The sequence below is a fragment of the Bradyrhizobium genosp. L genome (assembly GCF_015624485.1).
Taxonomy (GTDB): domain Bacteria; phylum Pseudomonadota; class Alphaproteobacteria; order Rhizobiales; family Xanthobacteraceae; genus Bradyrhizobium.
The window spans coordinates 3713014-3738344 of record NZ_CP061378.1; the positions used below are offsets into that span (position 1 = coordinate 3713014).

At 64.0% G+C, this 25331-nt stretch carries 27 protein-coding genes and 2 tRNA genes; 18 read left to right on the forward strand and 11 right to left on the reverse strand.

Annotated elements, in window-relative coordinates; genetic code table 11:
• The first annotated feature begins 337 nt into the window (after positions 1-337).
• The 4 genes from IC762_RS17225 (at position 338) to IC762_RS17240 (ending at position 1385) form a co-directional block, all read left to right on the forward strand.
• Entirely contained in the window at positions 338-517 is a 180-nt protein-coding gene (locus tag IC762_RS17225; protein ID WP_195783483.1) for a hypothetical protein, read from the forward strand.
• Positions 518-633: 116 nt separating this feature from the next.
• A tRNA-Glu gene (locus IC762_RS17230) sits at positions 634-708 on the forward strand.
• A 141-nt stretch (positions 709-849) separates the two neighbouring features.
• Complete coding sequence (locus IC762_RS17235) at positions 850-1107, forward strand: PilZ domain-containing protein (protein ID WP_195783484.1); 258 nt, start codon at positions 850-852, stop codon at positions 1105-1107.
• A 32-nt stretch (positions 1108-1139) separates the two neighbouring features.
• On the forward strand, positions 1140-1385 hold the full coding sequence (locus IC762_RS17240; protein WP_195790431.1) for a hypothetical protein: 246 nt from the start codon (positions 1140-1142) through the stop codon (positions 1383-1385).
• An 18-nt stretch (positions 1386-1403) separates the two neighbouring features.
• Here the strand turns inward: IC762_RS17240 and IC762_RS17245 are convergent, their stop codons facing one another.
• The 3 genes from IC762_RS17245 to IC762_RS17255 all read right to left on the reverse strand — a co-directional run bounded on the left by IC762_RS17245 (position 1404) and on the right by IC762_RS17255 (position 3490).
• Positions 1404-2045, reverse strand: a complete 642-nt coding sequence (locus IC762_RS17245; protein WP_195783485.1) for a glutathione S-transferase family protein — start codon at positions 2043-2045, stop codon at positions 1404-1406.
• A gap of 389 nt (positions 2046-2434) precedes the next feature.
• A complete protein-coding gene (locus IC762_RS17250; protein WP_195783486.1) occupies positions 2435-2887 on the reverse strand; it encodes a VOC family protein in 453 nt (150 codons plus the stop codon).
• A gap of 429 nt (positions 2888-3316) precedes the next feature.
• A complete protein-coding gene (locus tag IC762_RS17255; RefSeq protein ID WP_195783487.1) occupies positions 3317-3490 on the reverse strand; it encodes a hypothetical protein in 174 nt (57 codons plus the stop codon).
• A 109-nt stretch (positions 3491-3599) separates the two neighbouring features.
• On the opposite strand from IC762_RS17255, the gene IC762_RS17260 reads away from it, so the two are divergent.
• Complete coding sequence (locus IC762_RS17260) at positions 3600-3947, forward strand: GrlR family regulatory protein (RefSeq protein WP_195783488.1); 348 nt, start codon at positions 3600-3602, stop codon at positions 3945-3947.
• Positions 3948-4381: 434 nt separating this feature from the next.
• Positions 4382-4678 carry a hypothetical protein gene (locus IC762_RS17265; RefSeq protein WP_195783489.1) on the forward strand — a complete coding sequence of 99 codons (297 nt, stop codon included), beginning with the start codon at positions 4382-4384 and terminating at the stop codon, positions 4676-4678.
• A gap of 75 nt (positions 4679-4753) precedes the next feature.
• Here IC762_RS17265 and IC762_RS17270 read toward each other — a convergent pair whose 3' ends face one another.
• Complete coding sequence (locus IC762_RS17270; protein ID WP_195783490.1) at positions 4754-4915, reverse strand: hypothetical protein; 162 nt, start codon at positions 4913-4915, stop codon at positions 4754-4756.
• A 190-nt stretch (positions 4916-5105) separates the two neighbouring features.
• On the opposite strand from IC762_RS17270, the gene IC762_RS17275 reads away from it, so the two are divergent.
• From IC762_RS17275 to IC762_RS17290, 4 genes are all read left to right on the forward strand, one after another.
• Positions 5106-5867, forward strand: a complete 762-nt coding sequence (locus tag IC762_RS17275; RefSeq protein WP_195783491.1) for an SIR2 family NAD-dependent protein deacylase — start codon at positions 5106-5108, stop codon at positions 5865-5867.
• Positions 5868-6065: 198 nt separating this feature from the next.
• Positions 6066-6731: a cold-shock protein gene (locus tag IC762_RS17280; protein WP_195783492.1), complete on the forward strand. Its 666-nt coding sequence runs from the start codon at positions 6066-6068 to the stop codon at positions 6729-6731.
• Positions 6732-6867: 136 nt separating this feature from the next.
• A complete protein-coding gene (locus tag IC762_RS17285; RefSeq protein WP_195783493.1) occupies positions 6868-7347 on the forward strand; it encodes a DUF192 domain-containing protein in 480 nt (159 codons plus the stop codon).
• A gap of 411 nt (positions 7348-7758) precedes the next feature.
• A tRNA-Pro gene (locus IC762_RS17290) sits at positions 7759-7835 on the forward strand.
• A 263-nt stretch (positions 7836-8098) separates the two neighbouring features.
• Here the strand turns inward: IC762_RS17290 and IC762_RS17295 are convergent.
• Positions 8099-8836, reverse strand: coding sequence for a hypothetical protein (locus IC762_RS17295; RefSeq protein WP_195783494.1), 738 nt, complete (start codon positions 8834-8836; stop codon positions 8099-8101).
• A 464-nt stretch (positions 8837-9300) separates the two neighbouring features.
• Between IC762_RS17295 and IC762_RS17300 the strand changes: the two genes are divergently transcribed.
• Together IC762_RS17300 and IC762_RS17305 are read left to right on the forward strand one after the other, a co-directional pair.
• Positions 9301-9807 (forward strand): hypothetical protein, encoded by a 507-nt coding sequence (locus IC762_RS17300; RefSeq protein ID WP_195783495.1) that lies wholly within the window; start codon positions 9301-9303, stop codon positions 9805-9807.
• Positions 9808-9853: 46 nt separating this feature from the next.
• The gene (locus IC762_RS17305) at positions 9854-10630 is read left to right on the forward strand and encodes a cyclase family protein (RefSeq protein WP_195783496.1); all 777 of its coding nucleotides are present in this window, start codon (positions 9854-9856) and stop codon (positions 10628-10630) included.
• 226 nt (positions 10631-10856) lie between these two features.
• On the opposite strand, the gene IC762_RS17310 is transcribed toward IC762_RS17305, so the two are convergent.
• The 3 genes from IC762_RS17310 to IC762_RS17320 form a co-directional block, all read right to left on the reverse strand.
• Entirely contained in the window at positions 10857-12347 is a 1491-nt protein-coding gene (locus tag IC762_RS17310) for a SagB/ThcOx family dehydrogenase (protein WP_195783497.1), read from the reverse strand.
• 12 nt (positions 12348-12359) lie between these two features.
• Positions 12360-14612 carry a TOMM precursor leader peptide-binding protein gene (locus IC762_RS17315; RefSeq protein WP_246801057.1) on the reverse strand — a complete coding sequence of 751 codons (2253 nt, stop codon included), beginning with the start codon at positions 14610-14612 and terminating at the stop codon, positions 12360-12362.
• 237 nt (positions 14613-14849) lie between these two features.
• Complete coding sequence (locus tag IC762_RS17320; protein ID WP_195783498.1) at positions 14850-15197, reverse strand: hypothetical protein; 348 nt, start codon at positions 15195-15197, stop codon at positions 14850-14852.
• Between the two features lie 314 nt (positions 15198-15511).
• Between IC762_RS17320 and IC762_RS17325 the strand changes: the two genes are divergently transcribed.
• Positions 15512-16402, forward strand: a complete 891-nt coding sequence (locus tag IC762_RS17325; protein WP_195783499.1) for a VOC family protein — start codon at positions 15512-15514, stop codon at positions 16400-16402.
• Positions 16403-16484: 82 nt separating this feature from the next.
• Here IC762_RS17325 and IC762_RS17330 read toward each other — a convergent pair whose 3' ends face one another.
• Positions 16485-17651, reverse strand: coding sequence for an OpgC domain-containing protein (locus IC762_RS17330; protein WP_195783500.1), 1167 nt, complete (start codon positions 17649-17651; stop codon positions 16485-16487).
• A 244-nt stretch (positions 17652-17895) separates the two neighbouring features.
• On the opposite strand from IC762_RS17330, the gene IC762_RS17335 reads away from it, so the two are divergent.
• Positions 17896-18201: an ETC complex I subunit gene (locus IC762_RS17335; protein ID WP_195783501.1), complete on the forward strand. Its 306-nt coding sequence runs from the start codon at positions 17896-17898 to the stop codon at positions 18199-18201.
• On the opposite strand, the gene IC762_RS17340 is transcribed toward IC762_RS17335, so the two are convergent.
• Entirely contained in the window at positions 18198-18686 is a 489-nt protein-coding gene (locus IC762_RS17340; RefSeq protein WP_195783502.1) for an Lrp/AsnC family transcriptional regulator, read from the reverse strand. The two genes, IC762_RS17335 and IC762_RS17340, sit on opposite strands and share 4 nt — an antisense overlap.
• The gene (locus tag IC762_RS17345) at positions 18683-19342 is read right to left on the reverse strand and encodes a TetR/AcrR family transcriptional regulator (RefSeq protein WP_246801059.1); all 660 of its coding nucleotides are present in this window, start codon (positions 19340-19342) and stop codon (positions 18683-18685) included. The genes IC762_RS17340 and IC762_RS17345 overlap by 4 nt, the downstream gene beginning before the upstream one ends.
• Positions 19343-19534: 192 nt before the next feature.
• Between IC762_RS17345 and IC762_RS17350 the strand changes: the two genes are divergently transcribed.
• The 4 genes from IC762_RS17350 to IC762_RS17365 all read left to right on the forward strand — a co-directional run bounded on the left by IC762_RS17350 (position 19535) and on the right by IC762_RS17365 (position 25299).
• Positions 19535-20707 carry an isovaleryl-CoA dehydrogenase gene (locus IC762_RS17350; protein ID WP_195783503.1) on the forward strand — a complete coding sequence of 391 codons (1173 nt, stop codon included), beginning with the start codon at positions 19535-19537 and terminating at the stop codon, positions 20705-20707.
• Between the two features lie 73 nt (positions 20708-20780).
• Positions 20781-22385: a carboxyl transferase domain-containing protein gene (locus IC762_RS17355; RefSeq protein WP_195783504.1), complete on the forward strand. Its 1605-nt coding sequence runs from the start codon at positions 20781-20783 to the stop codon at positions 22383-22385.
• Positions 22386-22387: 2 nt separating this feature from the next.
• Positions 22388-24394, forward strand: a complete 2007-nt coding sequence (locus tag IC762_RS17360) for an acetyl/propionyl/methylcrotonyl-CoA carboxylase subunit alpha (protein WP_195783505.1) — start codon at positions 22388-22390, stop codon at positions 24392-24394.
• On the forward strand, positions 24391-25299 hold the full coding sequence (locus IC762_RS17365) for a hydroxymethylglutaryl-CoA lyase (RefSeq protein WP_195783506.1): 909 nt from the start codon (positions 24391-24393) through the stop codon (positions 25297-25299). The genes IC762_RS17360 and IC762_RS17365 overlap by 4 nt, the downstream gene beginning before the upstream one ends.
• The last annotated feature ends 32 nt before the right edge of the window (positions 25300-25331 follow it).

Genomic DNA, 25331 nt, shown 5'->3' on the forward strand with positions numbered 1-25331 from the left:
TGCGCACGGGCATGTTGTTCAGAAGACCCTTGGTTCTCGCGGCCATCCTCGCGCTCGCTGTCGTTTTGATCCACCTCAGCGGCAGCCGCGCGCACGCGCATATGCCGTCGCATTGCGGCTTCTGGACCTCGATTGAGGCCGGTTTGTCCTGCGAGTGAGCGGCCTGCGCGGCGCTCCCTGACGTTCTCCAGGTTCCTGGATCCAATGGAGGAACCCGAGCGGCCGGGCCTATGCCAATTGATCCATTTGGATCATGACGCGCACGCTGTGTTTGTGTTCTCAACTGGTGCAGTAAAAGGTGATATTGTAGGGTCGGACGTTCTCGGAGCGCTGCAAAGTGCGTGAGGTGTTCGGGTCGTTTTTCAGTGATTGTCGGGACGAATTTATGCTGCGTACTGGATTGATCTTGTTTGCCATTTTGGCGGGCCTCGTGGCCCTGTTGTCGCTGCCGGATACTGGCGACCAGGCATCGGCCGGTAGCGCGATCGGCACCCCGGTCAGTCAGCTGGATCGCTGACACGACGCTTGCCCGCCCGCTCAATCGCCACTATACGTTCGCCCGTCGCGGCCGTTCGCCGGCTGCGGCCAGTCCGGCGTGTCTCACGTTCAACGTATTGATTTGCCGGGAGTTTTGCTCCCTTCGTCTATCGGTTAGGACGCCACCCTTTCACGGTGGAGAGAGCGGTTCGATTCCGCTAGGGAGCGCCATTGATCCCAAAATCGCCCTCCTGCCATCAAATCCCCCGTGCTCGCATGACACCGCGATCCGCCGATCGCTGCAATCCAGTGCGATTTCGCAACCCTTTGTAAAGCGAAGGGGGGTACCCGTCAGCGTCGGGGATGAATGCGATGGCATTGGGAAGCAAGAAGCGTGAGTCGCGCCGGTCGCTGCGGCAGTCCGGCTGGATCACGCTCGATGGCGGCTTTGCGGCGCGGCCTTGCATGGTCGAGGACATCTCGTCGTCGGGCGCCAAGATCACGGTCGAGGACAACAACACGCTGCCGGCCAAGCTGCGGCTCGCGTTCTCGCGCGACGCGCGCACCGGGCGCGCCTGCGAGGTGGTCTGGCGCGAGGGCAAGACGTTCGGCGTCAAATTCGTGAACTAGCCTCGTCTGGCCGCGCGCGCTAAAAAGCGCGCATGCGGAAAACATGCTTTGCCGTCATCGCCGTGCTGCTTCCGGCCACTGCCTTTGCGCAACAGGCCAACAGCCGCAATTTTCAGACCCCGCCCGATGCCGGCAGGACGCTGCCGTCCAAGTCCACGACGCGCAGCAATCCTTGCGCGGCGTTCGGACCGGGCTTCGTCAAGGTCGAAGGCTCCGACACCTGCGTCAAGCTGGGCGGCGGCATCAGCGTCGGTGGCGGGATGTCGAGCGGGCGCTGAACCTCGCCCTGCGCCGCGTCACGACATCGGCGGCGCGACGACACGGACGAAACCCGGCCGTTGTCCGAGCTCGCCGAACCAGCGCGCGAGATTGGGCAGCGTCGGCTTGGCGACGCCCTCGACGCCGAGCCAGCGTCGCGCAAAGGCGCCGAGCACGATATCGGCGATGGTGAATTGATCGCCCTCGATGAAACGGCGGCTCGCAAGCTGGCCTTCGACGACGCGCCACACCACGGCTTCGGCATTCACATCCTTCTGGATCTGCACCAGGTCGCGCTTCTCCGGCGGCGTGCGGACCAGCGCCCAAAACACCGGGCGATCGACCGGCTGCAGCGTCGACAGCGACCAGTCGAGCCAGCGATCGACCGCGGCACGCGCCCGCGGCGCCGGCGGATAAATCGGCGTGCCTTGTCCGTAGGCCATGCAGAGATAGCGCATCACCGAATTGGATTCCCACAGCACGTAGTCGCCATCGACCAGTGTCGGCACGCGACCATTCGGATTCATCGCGAGATAGTCCGCCTGGTCGTTCTTGCCGAACTGCATCCCGGCATCGATGCGCTGATAGGGCACGTCGAGCTCGGCCAGGCACCACAGCACCTTCTGCACATTGACCGAGTTGGCCCGGCCCCAGATCGTCAGTTGCGGCTTGCCGTCCATCGCGCGCGTTCTCCTGCGGGCTTTTGCTTGCAGGTGTTCTTAGCGGAGTCTTCTGACGAACGCTCCCGATCAATTGCGTCAAGAGCAAAAAAGTGAAGCCCTGCCGCGGAGCGACAGGGCCTCACTTGTCTCGTCGTTGATCTGCACTCTACACGTCAGACCGGCTTCAATGACCGAAGAACAACCATAGCAGGATGATCACCGGGATTGGCACGCCCAACAGCCAAAGCAAAATTCCTCTTCCCATCGCGTCCTCCTCGCGTGTCTCATTTGCTGGAGACAACACGGGAGGTCGCGCACGGTTCCTATGCCGCTATGCCACGCGCCGCGACGATCACGGGATTTCCGAAGCTGAAAGACCGAACCCGACGAGGAGCGGGGCGAGGGCCTCACCAGTGGCCGGTGTTCGGCATCGAGGTCCACGGCTCGGCCGGCGGCTTCGGATCGCCCTTCTGCAGGATCTCGATCGAGTGCAGGTCGGGCGAGCGCACGAACGCCATGTTGCCGTCGCGCGGCGGGCGATTGATCGTGATGCCCATCTTCATCAGCCTGTCGCAGGTCGCGTAGATGTCGTCGACCTCGTAGGCGAGGTGGCCGAAATGGCGATCCTCGCCATACTTCTCCTCGTCCCAATTGTAGGTCAGCTCGACCAGCGGCGCGCCGCGGGTCGCGGGCTGCGACTTCAGGAGGTCGAGATCCTCTGGCGCGCAGAGGAATACCAGCGTGAAGCGGCCCTTGTCGTTGTCGATGCGGCGCACTTCCTTCAGCCCCAGCGCATCCTGATAGAACTTCATCGCGGTCTCGAGATTGCGGACGCGCAGCATGGTGTGGAGATAGCGCATTTTCTTGTCCTCCTGGGAGCGTTCAGAGATTTTTGTTGGGGCGAGGGTAGTCCGGGGGCAACAAATAGCAGCAAAATGCAACAAGGGGCAGCCTTTGCGCGTGCGATGCGAGCGTCCGGAAACCGCTTTGCGCCCTCGGGCTTCTCAACCTTTCGCGAGCTTGCAGGCGCGCGGGTCCGGCGGTGCCAACATGAAACCGTCTCGAAACACGCCTGAAACCAGATTGCGTGAACGTGCGGGCGTCTCCTCCTGTCTAACAGGCATAGGAGATCGACAATGCGTAAGATGATTCAAGTTGGTTCGAAGGAAGAAGTCGAATTGCTGCTGGCACTGTTCGGCTCGCAGCCGAAGCCGCCCAAAGAGAAGTCGCGCTAGACGATCCACGGCGCAATGGCCAAGCTCGCCGGACGACTGTTCGTCGGACTAGCCCTACACCTTGATATCGAGGACGGTCTCGACGGCGTCGCGGTCGGCCTGGTTCTTGGCGGCGAAGACGTCGAGGACATCAGCGCTGATGATGCGCGGTTGAGCCTTCGCCATCTGGTCGATGACGAGCTGCACCCTGGCTTGCGTCACTTCGACGGGCGTCGGGTAGATGAGCACGGCTCTCCTCCTGGCGGGAACCTTGTCGGGGTAAGCTTGTCGGCCGGCTCGCCTGCGGCCCCGGTTCGGGTCATAATGCTGAGGTATCCGGGACCGGGCGACGCGATCGATGAGGAATGGGCTCTATTCGATCCATATCCATATGACCGACGGCGTGAAGGGGCGCGACAGCGGCGTCCTGATTCTGCGCGATGGCCTGCTGATCGGGGGCGGTCCCTATTTCTGGTCGATCGGTGCCTATACCGCCGGCGAGGGGACCTGGAAGGGCCATCTCAGCACCAACCAGCACACCCAGTTCGCCGATGCCTATGTCCGTCCGCTGTTCGGCGGGCATGAGGTCTCGAGCGGCTTCTCCGGAACGTTCAGCGATGACGAGGCGGAAGCGTTCGGCACGGTGCTGGTTGGAACGCGCAGCCTGGGCTTCCACGCGACGCTGAAGCGGCTGGCGGATGCATGAGCGGGGGCTGTGGATTTGTGCGCAGCAAGAGCAGGAATTCGTTAACTAAAGGCGCACGCTAGCGCTGTGGATATGCTGCGGACAGAAACGGGATTTGCTGCGGACAATGCCTTTCGGACGGCGCTGCTTGCATCACGCCGGCGGCTCGCCGTCCGGCTGCTCCGGAGGTTTGTGATAGATCGCAATGCCGATGAACCCGGCGAAGGCGATCACATCAAGCAGAAGTTCCATCCACGCTGGCATAGCGATGGTCCCGTTCGTGCCGACAAACTAACCCGAACGATTGTGTTCTGGTTCCCGTGCTGACCGATGGTTGATCTGCCCGATCGCATGGCTGCGGAACCCGATCTGTGACGGACCCTCCGGATCGGGGCTGCAACCAACCCGGCGCGCCGGCGTTAATCGGCCAGATCAACGTGTTTGAGGAGGTGCGCATGAGAAAGGCATTGGCGGTTCTGGCAGCGGTCGCGACGGTTGGCGCGACGACGCTGAGCGCGCCGGCGCAGGCGCGCGGTATCGGCCCTGGCCTGGCCTTCGGTCTGGCGGCCGGTGCGATCGCCGCCGGCGCGGCGGGGGCCTATGGCCCATATTACTACGGACCGGGCTACGGCTATTACGGTCCGCGCTACGGCTACTACGGTGGCCCGCGCTATTACGCCTACGGCCCTGGACCATACGCCTACTATGGCGGCCCGTATTATCGGCACCGCTATTATTATCGGCACTGGTGACGGCAAAAGCCCGGAGCACATCGCTCCGGGCTTTTCCAACTCTGCTCTACAGGCGCGGTCGGCAACGGAGGTTCGTCACGCGGTCTCGCGTTGAAAGCCACTCCAGACGCTGCCGAGTTTGCTGGCGTAGAATTCCTGACGATCGCGTTCGAATTTTCGCTGGGTCGCCCTGAAGCTGGCAACGCGTGCGACGATCTCCTCGCGCTCGCGCGCGACGCGGTCTTCGTTCTCGGTCATTGCGCATCCTCCGTGTCGCCCTGTCCCCGTCGGCATTGGCATCACGGAATTGGGCGCGAATGCGGAGCGGGCGTTGCAGGAATGTGATGAAGCCGAGGCGACCTGATCGCCGTTTCGGCTGCCGGCGTCGCATGAACTCGCAATCGGTCTGCCCATGCTATAATGGTCGCGGCCAACCGGACCGTCTCCAGTGATTGCAAAAGATCTGCACAGCGGTGTCGAGCAGCTCGGCAACATGATTGCCGAGGCATCATCGATCGTTCCGTTCACGGGGGCCGGCATCTCGACCGAGTGCGGCATTCCCGATTTCCGTTCGCCCGGTGGGATCTGGACCCGCAACCGGCCGATCCCGTTCGACGAGTTCGTCGCCAGCCAGGATGCGCGCGACGAGTCGTGGCGCCGCCGCTTGGCGATGGAACCGACTTTCGCCGCGGCTAAGCCCGGTCGCGGGCATCGCGCGCTTGCCTCGCTCTATCGCGCCGGCAAGGTCAGCGGCATCATCACCCAGAACATCGACAATTTGCATCAGGCGTCAGGCGTCAAGGCCGCCGACGTCATCGAGCTGCACGGCAACACGACCTATGCCCGCTGCATCGGTTGCAGCAAGGACTACGATCTGTCGTGGGTGAAGCTGCACTTCGACCAGACCGGTAGCGCGCCCGACTGCGCCGACTGCGGCGATCCGGTCAAGACGGCGACGATCTCGTTCGGCCAGGCGATGCCCGAGGATGCCATGCGCCGCGCCACGGAACTCACCCAGCAGGGTGATCTCTTCCTCGCGATCGGGTCATCGCTGGTGGTGTGGCCGGCCGCGGGCTTTCCGATGATGGCGAAGAATAGCGGCGCGAAGCTCGTGATCATCAACCGCGAGCCGACCGATCAGGACGACCTTGCCGACCTCGTGATCCGCCACGACATCGGCGACACGCTCGGTCCCTTCGTGGGCAATTGATGCCCATTTGATTCGCGGCCGCGCAAGCCTGTTCATAGTTCCCGGCAGATTCGATTTTTATCTATGCGCCGCAAGCGGGAGTGTTATCTTTTGATTCGAGATTCGCGCGACGTTATCGCGAGTTGGTGATGGATAGCAGCGTGTTCAGGCTGCGCCGCGATGTCGGCGAGCTGCATTTGATGTGTGGGGTCCGGGGTCATGGGGTCGGACGGATTTGAGTCCAAGAAGCTCGGCGGACCACCGACGAGCGGCGTTGGGCAAAGCAGGATTGGGCAGAGCGAGTACGGTGCAGCCGCGCCGCGCGATCCAGGGATCGACGCATTCTCCGGTCTCGGCGACACGGCGGCCAACCTGGTCGAGCTCACCGGCGTCATCAAATGGTTCGACGCCTCGAAGGGGTACGGCTTCATCGTCCCCGACAATGGCTGGCCCGACATCCTCTTGCACGTGACGGTGCTGCGACGCGACGGCTACCAGACCGCCTACGAAGGCGCGCGCCTGGTCGTCGAATGCGTGCAGCGCCAGAAGGGCTACCAGGCCTTCCGCATCGTCTCGATGGACGAGTCGACCGCGATCCATCCGGCCCAGATGCTGCCGCCGCGCACCCACGTCACGGTGACGGCGACCAGCGGGCTCGAGCGCGCGCAGGTCAAGTGGTTCAACCGGCTGCGCGGCTTCGGCTTCGTCACCTGCGGCGAGGGCACGCCCGACATCTTCGTGCACATGGAGACGCTGCGCCGCTTCGGCATGACCGAGCTGCGCCCCGGCCAGTATGTGCTGGTGCGGTTCGGGCCCGGCTCCAAGGGCATGATGGCCGCCGAGATCCATCCGGAGAGCGGGCCGTCGGCGCTGTCGTCGCACTAAGCCCGATGGCTTGCGCCTGACGGAAACGTGAGGCGCCGGGCGGCTGCCGAAACGCCGACTTCAAGGGTCTGGCATTTGCCGCAATCGTCGGGGTAGGGTCCGCCGGAAATGTCCCGGACCCCGTGAGTATCATTCGATGAATCTCGATCGCATTGTTGGGCGGCTTCGGCCGTGGCTGCTGGCCGCGCTGGTCATCACGTTCGGCGCGCTGGCGGGTGCGTCGGCACAGGCCGCAACCTTCCAGCCGCTCGAGATCGTCACCAAGTCCGGCGTCCACGTCTTCTCGGTGGAGATGGCGACATCAGCGCAGGAGAAGGAAACCGGCCTGATGTACCGCAAGGAGCTGGCCGACGGCAAAGGCATGCTGTTCGACTTCTCGCCGGAGCAGGAGGTATCGATGTGGATGAAGAACACCTACATCTCGCTCGACATGATCTTCATCCGCGCCGACGGCCGGATCCTGCGCATCGCCGAAAACACTGAGCCGCTGTCGACCAGGATCATCCCGTCGAGGGGCCTCGCCAAGGGCGTGCTTGAAGTGATCGCCGGCACCGCACAGAAGTACGGCATCAAGCCCGGCGACCAGGTCGGTCATCCCTTGTTCAACGGCCGCTGAAGGGCGAACCGATCAGGTCGAGTTCGCCTCCGCAGGCGGCGCTCGGCCAAAACATCGAAAACAACCCCATGCAAAGGAGCCGGCGGGCCGCCGGCGTTCGACACGACGGCTGCTCCAATGACGCCTGCCCCAATGACGGCTGTCCCAATGACGGCTTGACACGTCGGGCAACTCAGGGGCATAATTCCAATATTCCGAAATTGCAGAGACTGCCGCGCTGTGGGATGTGCCCGTGGCCACCACATGCGATAGCGCCGCCCGTCGAGGAGAGGTGGACCGAACTCGCGGCCAATCCTCTTAAAGCTCATTCCATTTCGCGCTAGCTGCTTGTTTTGATGTCGATTTCCAAATGCGAGCCGACGCCTTGCTGGCGTCAGGCGAAGCGTGTATTCACAGGGCCTCTCGGAAAATCGGGGTATAGCGCAGCCTGGTAGCGCGGCAGTTTTGGGTACTGCAGGTCGTTGGTTCGAATCCAGCTGCCCCGACCAAACTTCGCGTTGAATCCGCTGCATTTTCCGTCCGTGATTCCGAGTTGCGGTTCTTGCCTTGTTGCGCCGTGATCGTTGGCAGCGTATGCCGGCGCGTGATCGCGAAGCAGTCGACCTTGCGCTCGAGCGCGCTGGCTACGAAGCCGGCGCGCAGCGAATGGCCGGAAGGAAAATGTCTTGGGGTCGAGGCCCGCGGGCCGCGATCACTCGCGTGCAGATCACCGACGATCACGACGTCCGCGGATTCCGCCCAGACCCGTCGCCTACTTGCGACGCTCGAGCGGGTACTTCTTGAAGCCGTGTAGGGCGGCCGCCTGGTCGAGCCACAAGAGAGCGTCGAGCTCGTTGCCGATCAAACGGATGTCGCTTAGGACACTGGTCGTGTTGCCGATGTCGGCCTGGATCGTATAGCTAGCCTGGGCTCCCGCCGGCGTATCCTGCAGCACGCCAACGAACTTCGCGCCGTTCTCTGCGCGGAAATGGCTGCGATCGACCTCAGCCCTCGTCCTGGGCCTGGTGTTCACCACTGCCTGGAAGCCGCCTGGAGCGGGATCCGGCATATCATGGTGAACGGGGACAGTTACGTTGCGCATTTTCGATGCCTCCTTGGTCATGGTGGGTGTGGGAACAAGATTGAGCCGGCCGCGCTCGACCAGGTCGACCGCGGCGCCATCGGGTAACCGAGAGATCGCGATCGCGATCGCGCGGACGTGTGCGGGCTTCGACGGGAAGCCGCAGGTCTCGGCGTCGCTGTCGTCGGCGGGCAGCCCAATGATGAAAGCACGCCGCCCGTAGTCTGGCTGCAACGATGCCGCGAAAGCCTTGCCGGCAGCCTCGATGCCGCGCATCAACACCTGCAGCTCGGTGATAACGTTTATCGGTGCCGGCCGGCGATCGCTACACCAGGATTTCACGCTGTCGAGCCTGACAACGTGAAAGTCGGCGGCCTCCTGCTGGGATAGCCCGCATGCCTCACGCATCAGATCGTAGACGCTGGCCATAGCGTTTTGTCTCCCGTTTCATCATGGAAAGTGCGGTCCCAGTCGCCGAGGATCGCGTTCGTCTAGTTGTTCTCGAAACGATCGTCGAAAGACTGGCGTTCGGCAATAACGCCAGCAGAGCGAAGCCCAACCCTTCGCCTTGGCGTAGCGGGTGGGGCGGCGACGATTCGGAATGCGCTCGATGATCTCATACGGGTGGAAGGTCATCATCCAGGCTATGCTGGTGATGTGAGATTCACCGCGACCTTTCGAGATAGTGCAGGCCAATCCGCTCTGCGCCGTTGCGCAGTGCTTGCACTTCGTTCAGCGGGTTACGCTCGTAAAAAATTGAACATTGAAGGCTTCCTTTCCTTGCGGTGTCGGGCAAATCCCAACGCTGAAAAATTGTACACTAAAAGAGTACATGCGGCAAGGCCGATCGACACAAGACGGAAATATAAGGCTCTAGGAGCGTCCTGTTTCGTGTGGCGACATTCGATATCCTTGCCCTTAAGCTGTGCGCGGTGCAAACCGGGGAAACAGGCAAGATGAACTCAAATTTCGAGGCCATCGGTAAATACATCTTCTATTTTTCTCACCTCGAACAAGTTGTGCGCGTGGTGGCCAAGGAGCTTCTGGGGCTCTCCGACGATCAATACCACGGAGTGATGCCGGTGATTGATTTCGCGGGCGCTTGCAACGTCTGCAAAGCCGAAATCTCGAAAGAGAAGCTCCCATTGCCACAGGTCGGGCCGGCTCTCGATCTCATCAACCGAGCCTTAAAGTGCAACGAGGACCGGATACGTGTCGCTCATGGAAGCTGGAGATTAGGCCTGGGGGCCGCGGTCGCGTCACACGTCTCTCGAACGACACTTCGCGAAACCCACTACTTCTCCAATCCGGGAGAGCTTGATGAGAAAGCCGAAGCCTTGAAGGTCCTCGCTGGCAACCTGTGGGACTTTTTCCTTTCACCCGAGCATGGGCTGATCTGACATTCGCTGACGCAGCCTCATAACAACAATCCGGCGAGGAAACCCCATGCCCCGCAGACTGATCGATATCTCCGTTCCCTTGCAGAACGACGTTCCGGCCGATCCGCCCGGCAATCACCCGACGATCCAGTATATCGATCACCAGCAGGGCCTGCCGCGCATGCTGCAGTTCTTCGATGGGTTGAAGGCGGAGGATTTGCCTGACGGGCAGGGCTGGGCGGTGGAGCAAGTCTCGCTGTCGACGCACAACGGCACGCATCTCGATGCGCCCTGGCATTTCCATCCGACCATGAATCGCGGCGAGCGGTCCTGGACCATCGATGAGGTGCCGCTGGACTGGTGTTTGCAGCCCGGCGTGAAGCTCGACTTCCGGCATCTGCCTGACGGCTACGTCGCAACCGCAAAGGATGTCGAAGCCGAGCTGAAGCGGATCGGCCACACGCTGTCGCCGCTCGAGATCGTCGTCGTCAACACCAGCGCCGGCGCCAAATATGGCCGGCCGGATTACGTCACCTCGGGCTGCGGCATGGGCTATGAGGCGACGATGTATCTGCTCGAACGCGGCGTGCGGCTGACCGGCATCGACGGCTGGAGCTGGGACGCGCCTTTCGTCTACACCGCGAAGAAATACGCGGAGACCAGGGACGCCAGCCTGATCTGGGAAGGCCACAAGGCTGGCCGGCACATCGGCTACTGCCATATCGAGAAGCTGCACAATCTGGAGGAGCTGCCGTCGACCGGCTTCATGGTGTCGTGTTTCCCGGTGAAGATCGAGCGGGCTTCGGCGGGGTGGACGAGGGCGGTCGCGATCCTGGATGGCTAGGCCAACTGCTTGGGCAGCATGGTTTTTGGAACCGCCGGCGTGCCGATCATTCCGGCGGGCTGTTGCCGCGAGGCTACAGCCTCAGGCATTCAGATGCGTTTTAATGCACCCACTGGTCGTAGGCGTGTCGGATGATTGAGCGAAGGCCGTTCGTCGTCCGTTCATGGCTTCGCGGTTCTCTCCCTTAGACTAGAGCCCCGGTCTCGTCCGGGGCTCTTTCTTGCGCTCAACCTGAGGCCGCTGCTGTCGTGCCGCGCCCGAGCGCAAACTGGCCGACCGGTCCTTCGACGTGAAAGTCGAGCCCCGTCATTCGCGCGAACAGGTCGATATTGGTGGTGCCGATCGCGCAGCCGCCGAGACCGAGTGCGGTTGCCATCATGTACAGCGTCTGGGTCAGCACGCCGACATCCTTCAGGATCAGCGCGTAGGCGATCGCGCTGTACTTCCAGGAAACGCGGCCGAAGCGCGCGGCGATCGTGATCAGGATCTGCGGCGCAGCTTCCGCGTCCATCGCAAAGCTCGCGCCTTGCAGCATGGCGTCGAATTGCTGCGGATGCGCGTCGATGGCGGTCAGCGCATGCGCATCGGCATCGTAATGATAGAAGCCGCGCGCCAGGCCATCGCAATTGTCGACCGCCAGATAAAGCTCGAGCTCGTAGGCGCTGCCCGCCGCGGGATAGGGTCGGCTGGAGTATTCGACGTCGGGGCCGTCGGCGGCGAATTCGAGCGCGCCGCTCCATTTCGACCGGATGCGCGTGGCGCCATCGAGAAGTGCCGTGAGCTCGGCCAGCGTGACCGGCCGCTGCGCGTCGAAATCGCGTGTGGAGCGCCGTTGATGCAGCAACGCCTCGAACGGCGTGCGGCTACCGTCGCGCTCCTGCAGCTTGATCGTCTTGCCGGGCCAGGCGGGGCGCGCCGCGGGCAGCGGCGCGATCAGGCCCGTGTTCGGGTAGAGGCCACCCAGCGGGTTCGCCTGCCGGCCTTCGGTGCTGCGGGTGTGGAACAGCAGGTCGTGAAAGTCCCAGAGCACGAGGCCGTCATCGCCCTCGGCCTGGCGGAGCGTCTCGTGCTTCGTGGTGTCGACCGCGACCAGGATCTGGCAGTCCAGCAGCAGCGCCAGCAGCTCCGGCCCCGGATAGCCGTCCTGACGCTTGATCCGGCGGATCGTCTGGGGCGCGGCAAGGGATGCGAGCAGGCTCGCGATCGCCGCGTCGCGGATGCAAAACAGCGCAGCCGCGCGCGGGGACTCCAGCACCATCTCGGTGCCGCGGCGGCGCAGATAGGCAAAGCGCGACAGCACGATGGTTGCAGCATCGTCGAGCTTCGGCGCCTGCGGCCAGTAATCCGGCGCCTGCGGCTCGATGACGACGAGCTCGGTGTCGTCGCGCATCAGGCGATATTCGACGAGACCGCGCCGCGCCAATTGCCGGATCAGGCGCGCGATGTCCCGCGCGGCCGTGTCGTTTTCACGGGCCGCGAAAGGCAGCGGCAAGCCTGTCCGCAGCTCGCGCGCCCGTTCCGACGTGGCGGCGCTGTACTTGCCCAGCGGCTCCGAATAGTCGTCGAAATGGGCGGCGATGCTGCCATCGTCCTGCGCGTCGAGCGTGACGTGCGGATTGAGACGCGCTGCGAGCGTCGGCGGCGCGGCCTTCTGCGATCGCTTCGGCGCCGGCTTTGGCGCTCTCGTTTTCGATTTCGTTTTCTTCGACGCGCGCACGCCGGCCTGTCCTCAGGTATGCGGCAGGAACGGCGTCAGCTCGCTTTCCGGCGACGGGGCATCGCGCAGTCCGAGCTTGACCGGCACGTCATAGAGCCGTCCGGCTCCGAAGCGGCGATAGAAGTGGCGCATGCCGGGAACGATGACCCGCACGACGGGCACTTCGACGTCCGGCCGGGTCTGATCGAGGACGAGGAAGTCCATGCCGGCGCGGGCGGCGATGTCGACACAGGCCTCCGCCTGCGCGCGCGCATCGTCGAGCGGCACATTCGCCGACGGGGCCGGGGGAACCGCCGGTTTCGCCGCTGGGATCAGGAACGGGTAGTTGTCGAGCCGAAGCGGATTGATGCCGTCGAGGCTCGGCTTCTCGCCGTCGCCGCCGCCCATCAGCCCGATCGACAGGAACTGGTTGAGCTCCGTCAACGATCGCAGCAGCGCGATGCGCCGATCGAAGTGCGAGCCGGACCCGAACTCGATATTCTCCTGTCCGTTCTTGATCCAGTGCACGATGGCGACATAGGTCGGGATGCCGAGATCGCTGGTGATGTCGAGCACCCAGAGCTTTCGGCCGGATGCGGCGAGCTGGGACTTGAGGTCGCGGATGTAGGAATCGTCGAACTGATCGAGGTCGACCTCCGCCCGCTGCGATCGGTTGTACCACCAGATCGCGTAGGCATCGCGCTCCATCAATTCGAGGAAGCCCTGCACGATCGCTTCCTCGCGCGTATTGCCGGCCGCGCAGCCGTTCGAGTCGGCAGCGAAGAAGGCGCCGGGGCCATCGTAGAAGAAATACAGCAGGCTGGTCGGAATCTGCCTGAATTTCTTGTCGCGCAGCGACCAGACCGGCGACCACTCGATCCGTGCCGATGGATCGAACGGTTCGGGGGCGGGCTGAGTGTGGAAGGAATCATTTTCATTGCCGCGCGGCCCGGCGCGGTACTGCTCGTCGCTGAACAGCAGGATGTCGTTGGGACGGATCGCATCATCAGGCGCAAAATCGGTGAAGCGCTTGCGCGAGCGAATCTCGTCGCCCTGGAATATCCCCGAATAGCGCTCGATGGCTTCCATCAGCGCGCTGGCTTCGCCCTGCTCGGCGGTGCTGCCTTTGCCGAAGCTGCCGCCGCTCAGTCCCGCGCGGAGCTGGTCGACGCTCTGCGCCGGCGCGGAGAAATTATGCTGGGCGTGGAAATTGGTGTTCATCGGCAGATCAACATCGATCCGCTCGAGCCTGGTCACGACGCCGGTGAGCGGGCTGACATGCTTCCTGAAGCGATCCACCGTCGCGCGCGAGGACATGCTGCGATAGCCGCCGCTGGTCATCACGAGCTTGGCGCCCGCTTTCAACTCGATCGGCTGCGGCGCCCGCTTCGGATTTTGCAGCTTCTTGTTGCCACAGGTCGGACATTGCGGGCGTGTCGCCACGTAGTGCCTGGCCGTGGTCGAACCCAGCAGGTCGAGGCTGACGACGTTATTGCGCAGATCGGTGCGGAAGCCGCTGCCGATCGCCTTGGCGATCTCGATGGCGGCGAACTGGATCGCGCTTTGTCCGACCGTCTGCTGTGCGAGCGGAGAGAGCGCAACCGGGCGCGCGTTGCCACGATCGAGAAAGCCCTTGATCTCCCGGTTGCGGATCATGCGGTCGAACAGACAGGTCCAGCACGCGCCGTCCGCCTTGAAGACCGGGCCGACCAGCGGAAACACCCCGGCGGGCTGTACCAGCAGCCACGGAGCCTTGGCTGCCGCGCGCTCCCGGTTGCGCTCGGTCAGCCGCCGATCGAGGTAATCGTTGACCAGCGTGACCGTGAGATCGGGCGATGATTTGACGACGTGCACGCCGAGATCTTGCAGCGCCTTGCCGAGCTCGGCCGCGCCCTTGACGTCGATGGCTTCGACCCGCACGCGGCAGTTCTGCAGATTTTGTCGCGCGACATCGACGGGCAGGCCGAGGCTCGCCCAGAGCCCGTCGACGACGCCGCCCGAACCCGGCTGCTTCAGAATCACATAGCGCCGATCGAACATTCGCTTCAGCGCTTCCTGGATCGTCTCGACCGGAAACTTCCGTCCAAGGTCGGTCAACAGCTTGGTGACGCTCGCACCATTGGTGCCGATCGCGGAAGCCAGTGCGCAATAGAGCTCGCCGTGCAGAAAGAATTTGCGGTCTTCGGAATACAGGCAAACGACGTCGGGAGGCAGGACATAGGCCGTGAAATTCGGAGCGAATTGCAGAATTTCCTTGTTGGCCTGCTGAGAAGGTTTTTTGGGCAAAGACGCGATCCTGTACGACGGGCGGGGTCCGATGTTCTGACGGGGCAGGGCGCCGTCGTCAGCGTCCCCGCATCGACGTCGAGATCACGTCGCGCAAGGGCGAATGGACAACCGATGTGATGACAGATGTCATGGCATAAGTGGCGACGACATGAAATGGCCGGGTCGACCTGCGTCGAACCCGGCCATGACGATTGATACGCGTCAACTGATAAGCGTCGACGCGATGCTGTTGGGTCAGCAGAGGCGGCAAGCGCCCCACGACAGGCAGCAGCCGCCGCCGCAACCGCCACATCCGCCGCAACGGCAACCGCGGCAGCCGCGACAGCCTCTGCAACCACGGCAACCGCCGCAGCCGCGGGCTTCCTGGACGCGCTGTCCACCGACCTCTTCCTTGTCGAAGAGGTGGAACGTGGCGAGGCTGACGTCGGCGAGTTCTTCTTCACCGAGCGTGATGGCCTGGGTCGGTGCATAGTGGTTGGTCTGCGGCAGGTCGGCGGCCGGCACCGCAGCTGCGGATGCGCTTCCCACCAATGAGAAAGTCAGTCCGGCCGCACCCAACGCGGGCACGGCGGCCTTGGTCACTCGCTTCCGCTTCGGGGCTTGCTTCAGACTTGGCATAATCGCATCCTCCATTCCTGATCGTGACGAAACTGTTTTCCACTCCACCCTCGATATTTGTACGCTTCGTGCTGTCGGCATGCAAGACTCGCTGCGCCACGTTTCATCGTGCGTTCGTCGTTCATCGTGGGTTCATGCTGTGGTTCATCTTGATGAATGTGATCAGCGGCAGACGGTCGTCACACGGTCCTCTCGTTCACCATAGCTGCGCGCCGAGCGCGATGTTGCACTGCAGCTGACTTGAACGATCGCCACGGAATCGGCATCAAGGAATCGGCATGCAGAATGATGGCGCGAGCTTTGCTTGGTACGAGCTGCTGACCACGGACGTGGCGGGCGCGACCGGATTCTATCGCGGCGTTCTCGGATGGGACGCCAGGAACATTTCGACCCCGGGCTTTTTCTACAGCCTGTTCACCACAGGTGGCACTCCGCGAAGCGGGCTGATGGAGCTGCCGGAAGAGGGCCGGCGGCAAGGCGCGATGCCGCGATGGATCGGCTATGTTGCCGTCGCCGATATCGAGGCGACGGTGGCGCGGATTCGCGCGCTTGGCGGCGCCATCTACGTGCCGCCGACCGGCACCAATATCGGCTGCATCGCGATCGTCGCGGATGCGCAGCAGGCTACCTTCGGACTGGTCGACGGCTTGAAGATCGATCCGCCGCCGGTCGATGACCTCGATGCGCCCGCGCGGGTCGGTTGGCACGAACTGCTGGCAGCCGATTGGGGCAAGGCCTTCGGTTTCTACGCCGAGCTGTTCGGCTGGCAGCCGGTCGATCTCGACGGCCCGGCGCCCGAACCCTATCAGCTGTTCTCGACCGGTGGCCGGCCCGTCGGCGGCATCTTCAACAAGCGCCCGCTCGAACCGATTCCGTTCTGGCTCTACTACTTCAATGTGGACGACGTCGACGCCGCCATCGCACGGGTGACGAGCGGCGGCGGCCGCGTCTACGAGGGGCCGTTGCTGCTGCCAGACGGCGGCTGGATCGCGCGTTGCCTCGATCCGCAGGGCGCCACCTTTGCGCTGCAGGGTCCGCGGACCGAGGCCGGCATCGCCAGCGCCGCGACGCCGGAGATCCGCTGGAGCTCCAGCTGGGGCGGAATCTCGTCCAAGGGAAAATGGGCCGGCGACCAGCCGCCCGGAAAGCCGCGGCCGCCGCGCAAGTGAGCGAGCTCGCTCGGGGACGGCCCACTCAGCCCGAAGCGCTCAGCCAGCCTTGTTCAGCCAGGCTTGCTGCTCCAGCCCTTGCTCAGCTCGCTTTGGCGACCGGCGCTGCCGGCTTCGGTGCCGGCGGCTTGATCGGCTTGTCCTGCCGCTTCGACCACGAGATGTAATAGGCCACGATCGTCATGATCGCGATGCCGGAGATGCTGACGAAGATCTGCGCGAACAGCGAGCCCGAGCTCATCGACAGCTCGAAATGCCCGACGAACGACAGGAACACGCCGACGCAGAACACCGCGAGCGATTGCTGGCCGCACACGATCACCGGATCGAACACCTTCCACTCCAGCGCCGACCAGTCCTTCGGGATGAAGCGGATCACCAGCACGGTGATGACGACGAAATGCAGGAAGCGGTAGGGCGCGAGGTTGGTCTTGTCGTTCGGGTTGAAGGCCGAATAGAGCCAGTCCGGGAACATGGCGCCGAAGTCGGTGAAGCGCCCGGCCATGGTCATGATCAACCCGAAGATCAGATAGGCGATGCAGAACCACAGCGTGTAGCGCGAATTGATGATGTGCATGTTCTTGCGCGCGCCGCCCATCGCGCACCACGAGCCGAACACGAATAGCACCTGCCAGCAGAACGGATTGAAGTACCAGGTCCCGGCCGGATAGGCCGGCAGGTTCCAGCCCATGTGCCGCGACACCAGCCACAGCGCGATCGAGGTCAGCATGGTCCAGTTCGGCTGCCGCAGCATGATCCACAGCACCGGCGGGAACAGGCCCATCAGCACGATGTAGAGCGGCAGCACGTCGAGATTGACCGGCTTGAACTTCAGGAACAGACCTTGCCGCAACGTCTCGGTCGCGTTGTCGACGAGGCCGGCGACGTTGAACTCGTTGATGATCTCGGAATCGCCGAAGCGCAGCGCCAGATAGCTGATCGAAGCGATGTAGATCACGAACAGGATGATGTGGGCGACGTAGAGCTGCCAGACCCGCTTGGTCAGCCGGGTGGCGCCGACGACGAAGCCACGCTCCAGCATCATGCGGGCATAGACGAAGGATGCGGTGTAGCCGGAGATGAAGACGAACAGGTCGGCAGCATCGCTGAAACCGTAATTCCGCGTCGTGACCCAGTTCACGATGTTGTCGGGGATGTGGTCGAGATAGATCGCCCAGTTCGCGATCCCGCGGAACAGGTCGAGCCGGAGGTCACGTCCTTTGTCGGGCAGGGTGGCGTGGATTTCCATGGGGCGCGCGCCGCTTCTTCGAGTGATGCTGTCGAGAAGGCCGCGCTGCGGGCCCAAGGGGACTTTTCAAGAGGGCCCCGAGGCCAGATTGTCACAGCGCGGTAGAATGACTATACCGGTCCGGCGAAAGTTGCCTCCGAGATCAGGGAATCGCCGATCACAATGCTGAACGGTGTCTCTATACTATCCCGGTGGTTTCCTCCAATCGCTTCCATCTCGCATATCCCACGGGGCCCGACCATCCATGACCGCACGCATTTTTAAGCCCGCCAAAAACGCGATGCAATCGGGACGCGCCAAGACCAAGGAATGGCAACTGGACTACGAGCCGGAGCAGCCGCGCACCGTGGAGCCCCTGATGGGCTGGACCTCGTCCGGCGACATGAAGCAGCAGCTCACGCTGCATTTCGAGACCAAGGAAGACGCGATCGCCTATTGCGAGCGCAAGGGCATCGCCTATCAGCTGATCGAGCCCAAGGCCTCGGCGCACCGCCAGATCGCCTATGCCGACAATTTCGCCTTCCGCCGCTGGGAGCCCTGGACCCACTAGCTCGCTGCGGCGAGGCCGGTCGGGATCGGCAGCGGCGCGTCCTTGGAGACGCCGAGCACCGGAAAGCTCCTGATCTTCCGCACATTGGGCAGGCCGGCGAATTGCAGCAGCTGCCGGCGCATGTCGTCGACGCTGGGCGCCACGCAGCGAAGCATGAAATCGGCATCGCCCGAGATCCGCCAGCATTGCAGGAAGCGCGGTACCTCGGCCACCGCCGCCTCGAACGCCTCGATCGCGACCAGGGTCTGGCTCTCGAGCTGGATCAGGACGAAGGTCGTCACCTCGTAGCCGAGCATCCGCTCGTCGAGGCTGGCGCGGACCGCCTGGATCACGCCGCGGCCGCGCAAGGCGCGCAGCCGGCGCAGGCAGGGCGGGGCGGTGATGCCGACGCGGGCGGCGAGTTCGTTGATCCTGATCCGGCCGTCGTTTTGCAGCTCGGACAGGATCTTCAGATCGATGTCATCGAACTGTTGGCGTTCTGTCACGGTTGCGAGCCCGCGACGGCCGCGTGCGGGGTGCTGCCGCCGCTGCGAAGCTCGCCGCGTACGGTCTGCGCCGCGACGCCGGACAGCACCAGCTTCTCATGCGCCGCGATGATGGCCTCCCGGGTCAGCCGCCCGCCGGGGCGGTACCAGCTGCACAGCCCGGTCAACAGCGCGATGATGGCGAAGGTCGCGACCTGGACGTCGACCACATCGAACACGCCGTCGGCGACGCCCTGGTTCAGGATCTGCGCCAGCCGCTGCTCATAGGCGCCGCGCAGCGTCACCACGGCGTCGTAGTTCTTCGGCTCCAGGCTGCGCAGCTCGGAATTGGCGATGAAGACCTCGCGCTTGCGGGTCATGTGGTAGGTGACGTGGAAGGCGACGAAAGCCCGCAGCTTCTCGACCGCATCGCCCTTGCCCGCGAGCGCAAGGTCGAGCTCGCGCAGGAGATCGTTGATATGCTGCTGCACCAGATCGAACAGCAGATCCTGCTTGGTTGAGATATGATTGTAGAGGGAGCCGGCCTGGATGCCGACCTCGGCGGCGAGCTGGCGCAGGCTCATCGCCTCATAGCCGCGCTCGAAGATCAGGCGCACGCCGGCCTTGCGGATCGCTTCCAGCGTCTTCGGGCCGTGTGAGCCGATCGTGCGTGCCATCGGGGCCTCGGATGGGTGTCAGCTTGTCGGAAGCGAGAGAAACAAGCGAACGACCGTATGTTTATTGCACGAAATCCGAGCAAATTCAATGCGCTGCGGATTTCTTGCATGAACCATAGCACGATCGCTTGCGAAGCCAAGAAAAAAACGTATGATCGTTTAATTGCAAGATGAATCTCCAAGGGAGGGATCATGGCCTCGAACCGGGCAGCCATCTTCAATTTCGACCTCGGCGAGACCGCGGATGCGATCCGCGAGACCGTCCACGATTTCTCCTCCAATGAGATCGCGCCGCGCGCGGCCGAAATCGACCGCAGCAATCAGTTTCCGCGCGACCTCTGGCCGAAGATCGGCGCGCTCGGCCTGCACGGCATCACGGTCGAGGAGGAGTACGGCGGGTCGGGCCTCGGCTATCTCGAACACTGCATCGCGGTCGAGGAGATCTCGCGCGCTTCGGCCTCGGTCGGGCTGGCTTACGGCGCCCATTCCAACCTCTGCATCAACCAGATCCGCCGCAACGGCAACGAGGCGCAGAAGCGGAAGTATCTGCCGAAGCTGATCTCCGGCGAGCATGTCGGTTCGCTCGCGATGTCCGAGCCGTCCGCCGGCTCGGACGTGGTCTCGATGAAGACCCGTGCCGAGAAGAAGGGCGACCGCTTCGTGCTCAACGGCAGCAAGATGTGGATCACGAACGGTCCCCACGCCGAGACGCTGGTTGTCTACGCCAAGACCGATCCGAATGGCGGCCCGCGCGGCATCACCGCCTTCATCATCGAAAAGGGCATGAAGGGATTTTCCACCGCGCAGAAGCTCGACAAGCTCGGCATGCGCGGCTCCGACACCTGCGAGCTAGTGTTCGAGGATTGCGAGGTGCCGGAGGAGAACGTCCTCAACGACGTCGGCCGCGGCGTCAATGTGCTGATGTCGGGCCTCGACTACGAGCGCGCGGTGCTGGCCGCTGGCCCGATCGGCATCATGCAGGCCTGCATGGACGTGGTGCTGCCCTATGTCCACGAGCGCAAGCAGTTCGGCGAACCGATCGGCTCGTTCCAGCTGGTGCAGGGCAAGATCGCCGACATGTACACCACGATGAACGCTTCGCGCGCTTATGTTTATGCGGTGGCAAAAGCCTGCGATCGCGGCGAGACCACGCGCGAGGATGCCGCCGGCGCGATCCTCTATGCCGCCGAGAAGGCCACCCAGTGTGCGCTGGACGCGATCCAGCTGCTCGGCGGCAACGGCTACATCAACGACTATCCGACCGGCCGCCTGCTGCGCGACGCCAAGCTCTACGAGATCGGCGCCGGCACCAGCGAGATCCGCCGCATGCTGATCGGCCGCGAGCTGTTCGCGAAGACGGCCTGATTACAATCATCGCGCCCTCGGCGCGATGATCCAGCTCGAACATCCGGCTCCTCCAACGAAACGTGCAACCGAGATGCCGCTTCATTCGACGATCGATCCCACATCCTCCGAATTCGCGCGCAACGCCGACGTCATGCGTGGCCTGGTCGCGGAGCTCCGCGACAAGCTCAACGAGGTCTCCGGCGGCGGCGGCGAGGCCTCGCGCAAGCGTCACACCTCGCGCGGCAAGATGCTGGCGCGCGATCGCGTCGATCTGCTGGTCGATCCCGGAACGGCGTTCCTGGAGCTGTCGCCGCTCGCCGCCAACGGGCTCTATGGCGGTGACGTGCATTCGGCGAGCGTTGTCACTGGCGTGGGACGCATCGCCGGGCGCGAATGCATCATCGTCGCCAACGATGCCACCATCAAGGGCGGCACCTATTATCCGATGACGGTGAAGAAGCATCTGCGCGCCCAGGATATCGCGCGGCAGAACAATCTGCCCTGCGTCTACATGGTGGATTCCGGCGGCGCCTTCCTGCCGCTGCAGGACGAGATATTCCCCGACGAGCGGCACTTCGGCCGCATCTTCTACAATCAGGCGCAAATGTCGGCGCAGGGCATTCCGCAGATCGCGATCGTGATGGGCTCCTGCACCGCCGGCGGCGCCTATGTGCCGGCGATGTCGGACGAGAGCATCATCGTGCGCAATCAAGGCACCATCTTCCTCGGCGGGCCGCCGCTGGTGAAGGCGGCGACCGGCGAGGTGGTCACGGCCGAAGAGCTCGGCGGCGCCGACGTGCATTCACGGCAATCGGGCGTCACCGATCACTATGCCCAGAACGACGCGCATGCGATCGGGATCGCGCGCCGCATCGTGGGGACGCTGAAGCAGCCGGCCAAGCCGCCGCTCAACATGCGCACCCCCGAGGCGCCGCTGTTTCCCGCCGAGGAGATCTACGGCGTCGTCTCCGCCGACGGCAGAAAGCCGTTCGACGTGCACGACATCATCGCGCGGATCGTCGACGGCTCCGAATTCGACGAGTTCAAGAAGCTGTACGGCACCACGCTGATCTGCGGTTTCGCGCACATCTGGGGCCATCCGGTCGGGATCATCGCCAACAACGGCATTCTGTTCAGCGAGAGCTCGTTGAAGGGTGCGCACTTCATCGAGCTGTGCTGCCAGCGCGGTATTCCCCTCGTGTTCTTGCAGAACATCACCGGCTTCATGGTCGGCAAGAAATATGAGGCCGGCGGCATCGCCCGCGATGGCGCCAAGCTGGTGACCGCGGTTGCTACCGCCGGCGTGCCGAAATTCACCGTCGTGATCGGCGGCTCCTACGGCGCCGGCAATTACGGCATGTGCGGCCGCGCCTACTCACCGCGTTTCCTCTGGCTGTGGCCCAACGCCCGCATCTCTGTGATGGGCGGTGAGCAGGCCTCGATGGTGCTGAGCCAGGTGCGCCGCGACAACATCGAGGCCAAGGGCGAGGCCTGGTCGGCGGAAGAGGAGGAGGCGTTCCGGGCGCCGATCCGCGCCAAATACGAGAGCCAGGGCAATCCCTATTACGCAACCGCGCGCCTCTGGGACGACGGCGTGATCGATCCCGCCGATACCCGCCTGTTGCTCGGGCTCGGGCTGTCTGCCGCCGCCAACGCGCCGATCGAGCCGACGAAGTTCGGCCTGTTCAGGATGTGACCATGGACCGCTCAAAACTCTACCGGCGCTTCCGCACGCTCCTGATCGCCAACCGCGGCGAGATTGCCTGCCGCGTTATTCGGTCCGCGCGCGCCATGGGGTTGCGCACCGTCGCGGTCTATTCCGAGGCCGACCGCGATGCGATGCATGTCGCGCTCGCCGACGAGGCCGTGCTGCTCGGGCCGGCGCGGGCACGCGACAGCTATCTCAACATCGAGCGTGTGATCGCGGCCGCCAAGGAGACCGGTGCCGAGGCCGTGCATCCCGGCTACGGCTTCCTGTCGGAGAATGCCGAATTCGCGCAGGCCTGCCTCGATGCGGGTCTCGTCTTCGTCGGCCCGACCGCCGAGATGATGACGGCGATGGGCTCGAAGTCCGGCTCCAAGGCGCTGATGGAGAAGGCCGGCGTGCCGCTGGTGCCGGGCTATCACGGCGAGGCGCAGGACGAGGCGGTCCTTGCCGAGGCCGCCAACCGGATCGGCTTCCCGGTGCTGGTCAAGGCGTCAGCCGGCGGCGGCGGCCGCGGCATGCGCGTGGTCAATGCGGCGGCCGAGCTGTCGGCTGCGATCACCAGCGCAAAGCGCGAGGCCAAGGCGGCGTTCGGCGACGACCGCATGCTGATCGAGAAATACGTCCAGAACCCGCGCCACATCGAGGTGCAGATCATCGGCGACAGCCACGGCAAGCTGCTGTCGTTGTGGGAGCGCGAATGCACGCTGCAACGGCGCCACCAGAAGGTGATCGAGGAGGCGCCGTCGCCGACGCTCAACGCCGCGCAGCGCGAGGCGGTCTGCGAGGCCGCGCGCAAGGCGGCCGGCGCGGTCAATTATGTCGGCGCCGGCACCATCGAGTTCGTCTCCGACGGCAAGGACGTGTTCTTCATCGAGATGAACACCCGCCTGCAGGTCGAGCACCCCGTCACTGAATTAATCACTGGCGTCGACCTCGTCGAATGGCAGCTCCGTGTTGCCTTCGGTGAGTCGCTGCCGCTGAAGCAGGACGAGATCAGGCTCAACGGTCACGCCATCGAGGCACGCGTTTACGCCGAGAACCCGCAGAAGAACTTTATGCCCTCAGTCGGCCGCATCAAGACCTGGCGGACGCCGCCGGATGGCGATGGCTTGCGCATCGACGCCGGCTATCGCAGCGGCGACGCTGTGTCTCCTTACTACGACGCGATGCTCGCCAAGGTGATCGCCTGGGCGCCGACGCGAGAGGGGGCGATCGAGAAGCTCAACCGCGGTCTGGAGCAGACCGACGTCCGCGGCATCGTCACCAACATCCCGTTCTTGTCGGCGCTGGTGACGCATCCGGACACGCGGGCGAACAAGATCGATACCGGCTTCATCGAGCGTCAACTGAAGAACCTGACCGCCGAGAAGGGCGCGGCCGGTGAGTTCGAACTCTGCGCGGCGGTCGCGTCGATCGTGAGCGAGGAACGGAAGGCTGCGCGGAGCGAGGCGAACTCGCCCTGGCAGACCTTTGGCTGGATGCCGGTCGGCCGCCGGCAGCGGGTCTTTTCGTTCCGGCAGGGCCACGAGCCTGCCCAGACCATCACGCTGCACTATGGCAACGGACCGTCGACGCTGACGATCGGCGGCCGCGAACTCACATTTTCGATCTCGTCGCCTGGCGACGGCGGCTTCGACCTGATCCTCAACGGCGTCAAGTCGCGCGTTGTGTCCGTGATCGAGGGCCACGAACTCTATCTGCGCACCCGCAACGGCCGCTTCGACCTGCATTGGGTCGATCCGTTCGGCGGCGAGAGCGAGGAGCAGGTCGGCGAGGACAAGATCGTGGCACCCTTGCCGGGAACGGTGGTCGCTCTGCTCGCAGAGGAAGGCGCGACGCTCGAGAAGGGCGCACCGATCCTCACTCTGGAAGTGATGAAGATGGAGCAGACCTTGCGCGCGCCCTATGCCGGCGTGTTGAAGAAGCTCAAATGCAAGGTCGGCGATATCGTCGGCGAGGGCGTCGAGCTCGCCGAAGTCGAGCCGGCCGCGTCATGAGCGATCACGTCAGGATCATCGAGATGGGGCCGCGCGACGGCCTCCAGAACGAGAAGGCATCGGTCAGCATCGAGGCCCGCATCGCCTTTGTCGAGGCGCTGGTGGCCGCCGGTCTCACCACCGTCGAGGTCGGCGCCTTCGTCTCGCCGAAAGCGATCCCGCAGATGGCAAGCTCCGATCAGGTGCTGCGCGGCGTCAGCCACATCAAGGGTGCCGAATTCCACGTGCTGGTTCCGAACGAGAAGGGCTACGACGCCGCGCGCGCGGCCGGTGCTCAGGTGGTCTCGGTATTCGCGGCGGCGTCCGAAGGATTCTCGCGCGCCAACATCAACTGCTCGATCGCGGAATCAATCGAGCGCTTCCGGCCGGTGCTGGCACGCGCCAAGGCCGATGGCGTCAAGGTGCGTGGCTATATCTCCTGTGTGCTGGGCTGCCCGTTCGACGGCGAGATCAAGCCGAAGGCGGTTGCCGACCTCGCCGTCACGTTGTGGGATCTCGGCTGCTACGAGATTTCGCTCGGCGACACCATCGGCGTCGGCACACCGCTCAAGGCCAGGCAGATGCTGCGTGCCGTTGCCTCCGAGCTCCCGGCGGCCAGCCTCGCGATGCACTTCCACGATACCTACGGCCAGGCGCTGGCCAATCTCCATGCCGGCATGGAGGAGGGCGTCCGCGTCATCGATAGCGCCGCCGGCGGCCTCGGCGGTTGCCCCTACGCACCCGGCGCGACCGGGAATGTCGCGACGGAGGACGTGGTCTATATGCTCGAAGGCATGGGGATTGCGACCGGCGTCGACATGGGCAGGTTGCTGGCCGCGACGAATGAGATTGCCGGGTTGCTCGGCCGCCCGCCGGTGAGCCGCGTGGCCACCGCGCTGAACGCCAAGGCGACACGCGCTTCGTAGCGCGGGTAGAGCGAAGCGAAACCCACGGAAGG

Excerpts from the sequence above, each read along its gene's own strand:
- IC762_RS17360 (WP_195783505.1), top strand. The coding sequence starts at position 22,388 with ATGGACCGCTCAAAACTCTACCGGCGCTTCCGCACGCTCCTGATCGCC.
- IC762_RS17245 (WP_195783485.1), bottom strand. The coding sequence starts at position 2,045 with ATGGACGGCAAGCCGCAACTGACGATCTGGGGCCGGGCCAACTCGGTC.
- IC762_RS17335 (WP_195783501.1), top strand. The coding sequence starts at position 17,896 with ATGACCGCACGCATTTTTAAGCCCGCCAAAAACGCGATGCAATCGGGA.
- IC762_RS17295 (WP_195783494.1), bottom strand. The coding sequence starts at position 8,836 with ATGGCCAGCGTCTACGATCTGATGCGTGAGGCATGCGGGCTATCCCAG.
- IC762_RS17305 (WP_195783496.1), top strand. The coding sequence starts at position 9,854 with ATGCCCCGCAGACTGATCGATATCTCCGTTCCCTTGCAGAACGACGTT.
- IC762_RS17345 (WP_246801059.1), bottom strand. The coding sequence starts at position 19,342 with ATGGCACGCACGATCGGCTCACACGGCCCGAAGACGCTGGAAGCGATC.
- IC762_RS17260 (WP_195783488.1), top strand. The coding sequence starts at position 3,600 with ATGAGGAATGGGCTCTATTCGATCCATATCCATATGACCGACGGCGTG.
- IC762_RS17265 (WP_195783489.1), top strand. The coding sequence starts at position 4,382 with ATGAGAAAGGCATTGGCGGTTCTGGCAGCGGTCGCGACGGTTGGCGCG.
- IC762_RS17365 (WP_195783506.1), top strand. The coding sequence starts at position 24,391 with ATGAGCGATCACGTCAGGATCATCGAGATGGGGCCGCGCGACGGCCTC.
- IC762_RS17350 (WP_195783503.1), top strand. The coding sequence starts at position 19,535 with ATGGCCTCGAACCGGGCAGCCATCTTCAATTTCGACCTCGGCGAGACC.
- IC762_RS17330 (WP_195783500.1), bottom strand. The coding sequence starts at position 17,651 with ATGGAAATCCACGCCACCCTGCCCGACAAAGGACGTGACCTCCGGCTC.
- IC762_RS17235 (WP_195783484.1), top strand. The coding sequence starts at position 850 with ATGGCATTGGGAAGCAAGAAGCGTGAGTCGCGCCGGTCGCTGCGGCAG.
- IC762_RS17355 (WP_195783504.1), top strand. The coding sequence starts at position 20,781 with ATGCCGCTTCATTCGACGATCGATCCCACATCCTCCGAATTCGCGCGC.
- IC762_RS17240 (WP_195790431.1), top strand. The coding sequence starts at position 1,140 with ATGCGGAAAACATGCTTTGCCGTCATCGCCGTGCTGCTTCCGGCCACT.
- IC762_RS17280 (WP_195783492.1), top strand. The coding sequence starts at position 6,066 with ATGGGGTCGGACGGATTTGAGTCCAAGAAGCTCGGCGGACCACCGACG.
- IC762_RS17270 (WP_195783490.1), bottom strand. The coding sequence starts at position 4,915 with ATGACCGAGAACGAAGACCGCGTCGCGCGCGAGCGCGAGGAGATCGTC.
- IC762_RS17250 (WP_195783486.1), bottom strand. The coding sequence starts at position 2,887 with ATGCGCTATCTCCACACCATGCTGCGCGTCCGCAATCTCGAGACCGCG.
- IC762_RS17285 (WP_195783493.1), top strand. The coding sequence starts at position 6,868 with ATGAATCTCGATCGCATTGTTGGGCGGCTTCGGCCGTGGCTGCTGGCC.
- IC762_RS17325 (WP_195783499.1), top strand. The coding sequence starts at position 15,512 with ATGCAGAATGATGGCGCGAGCTTTGCTTGGTACGAGCTGCTGACCACG.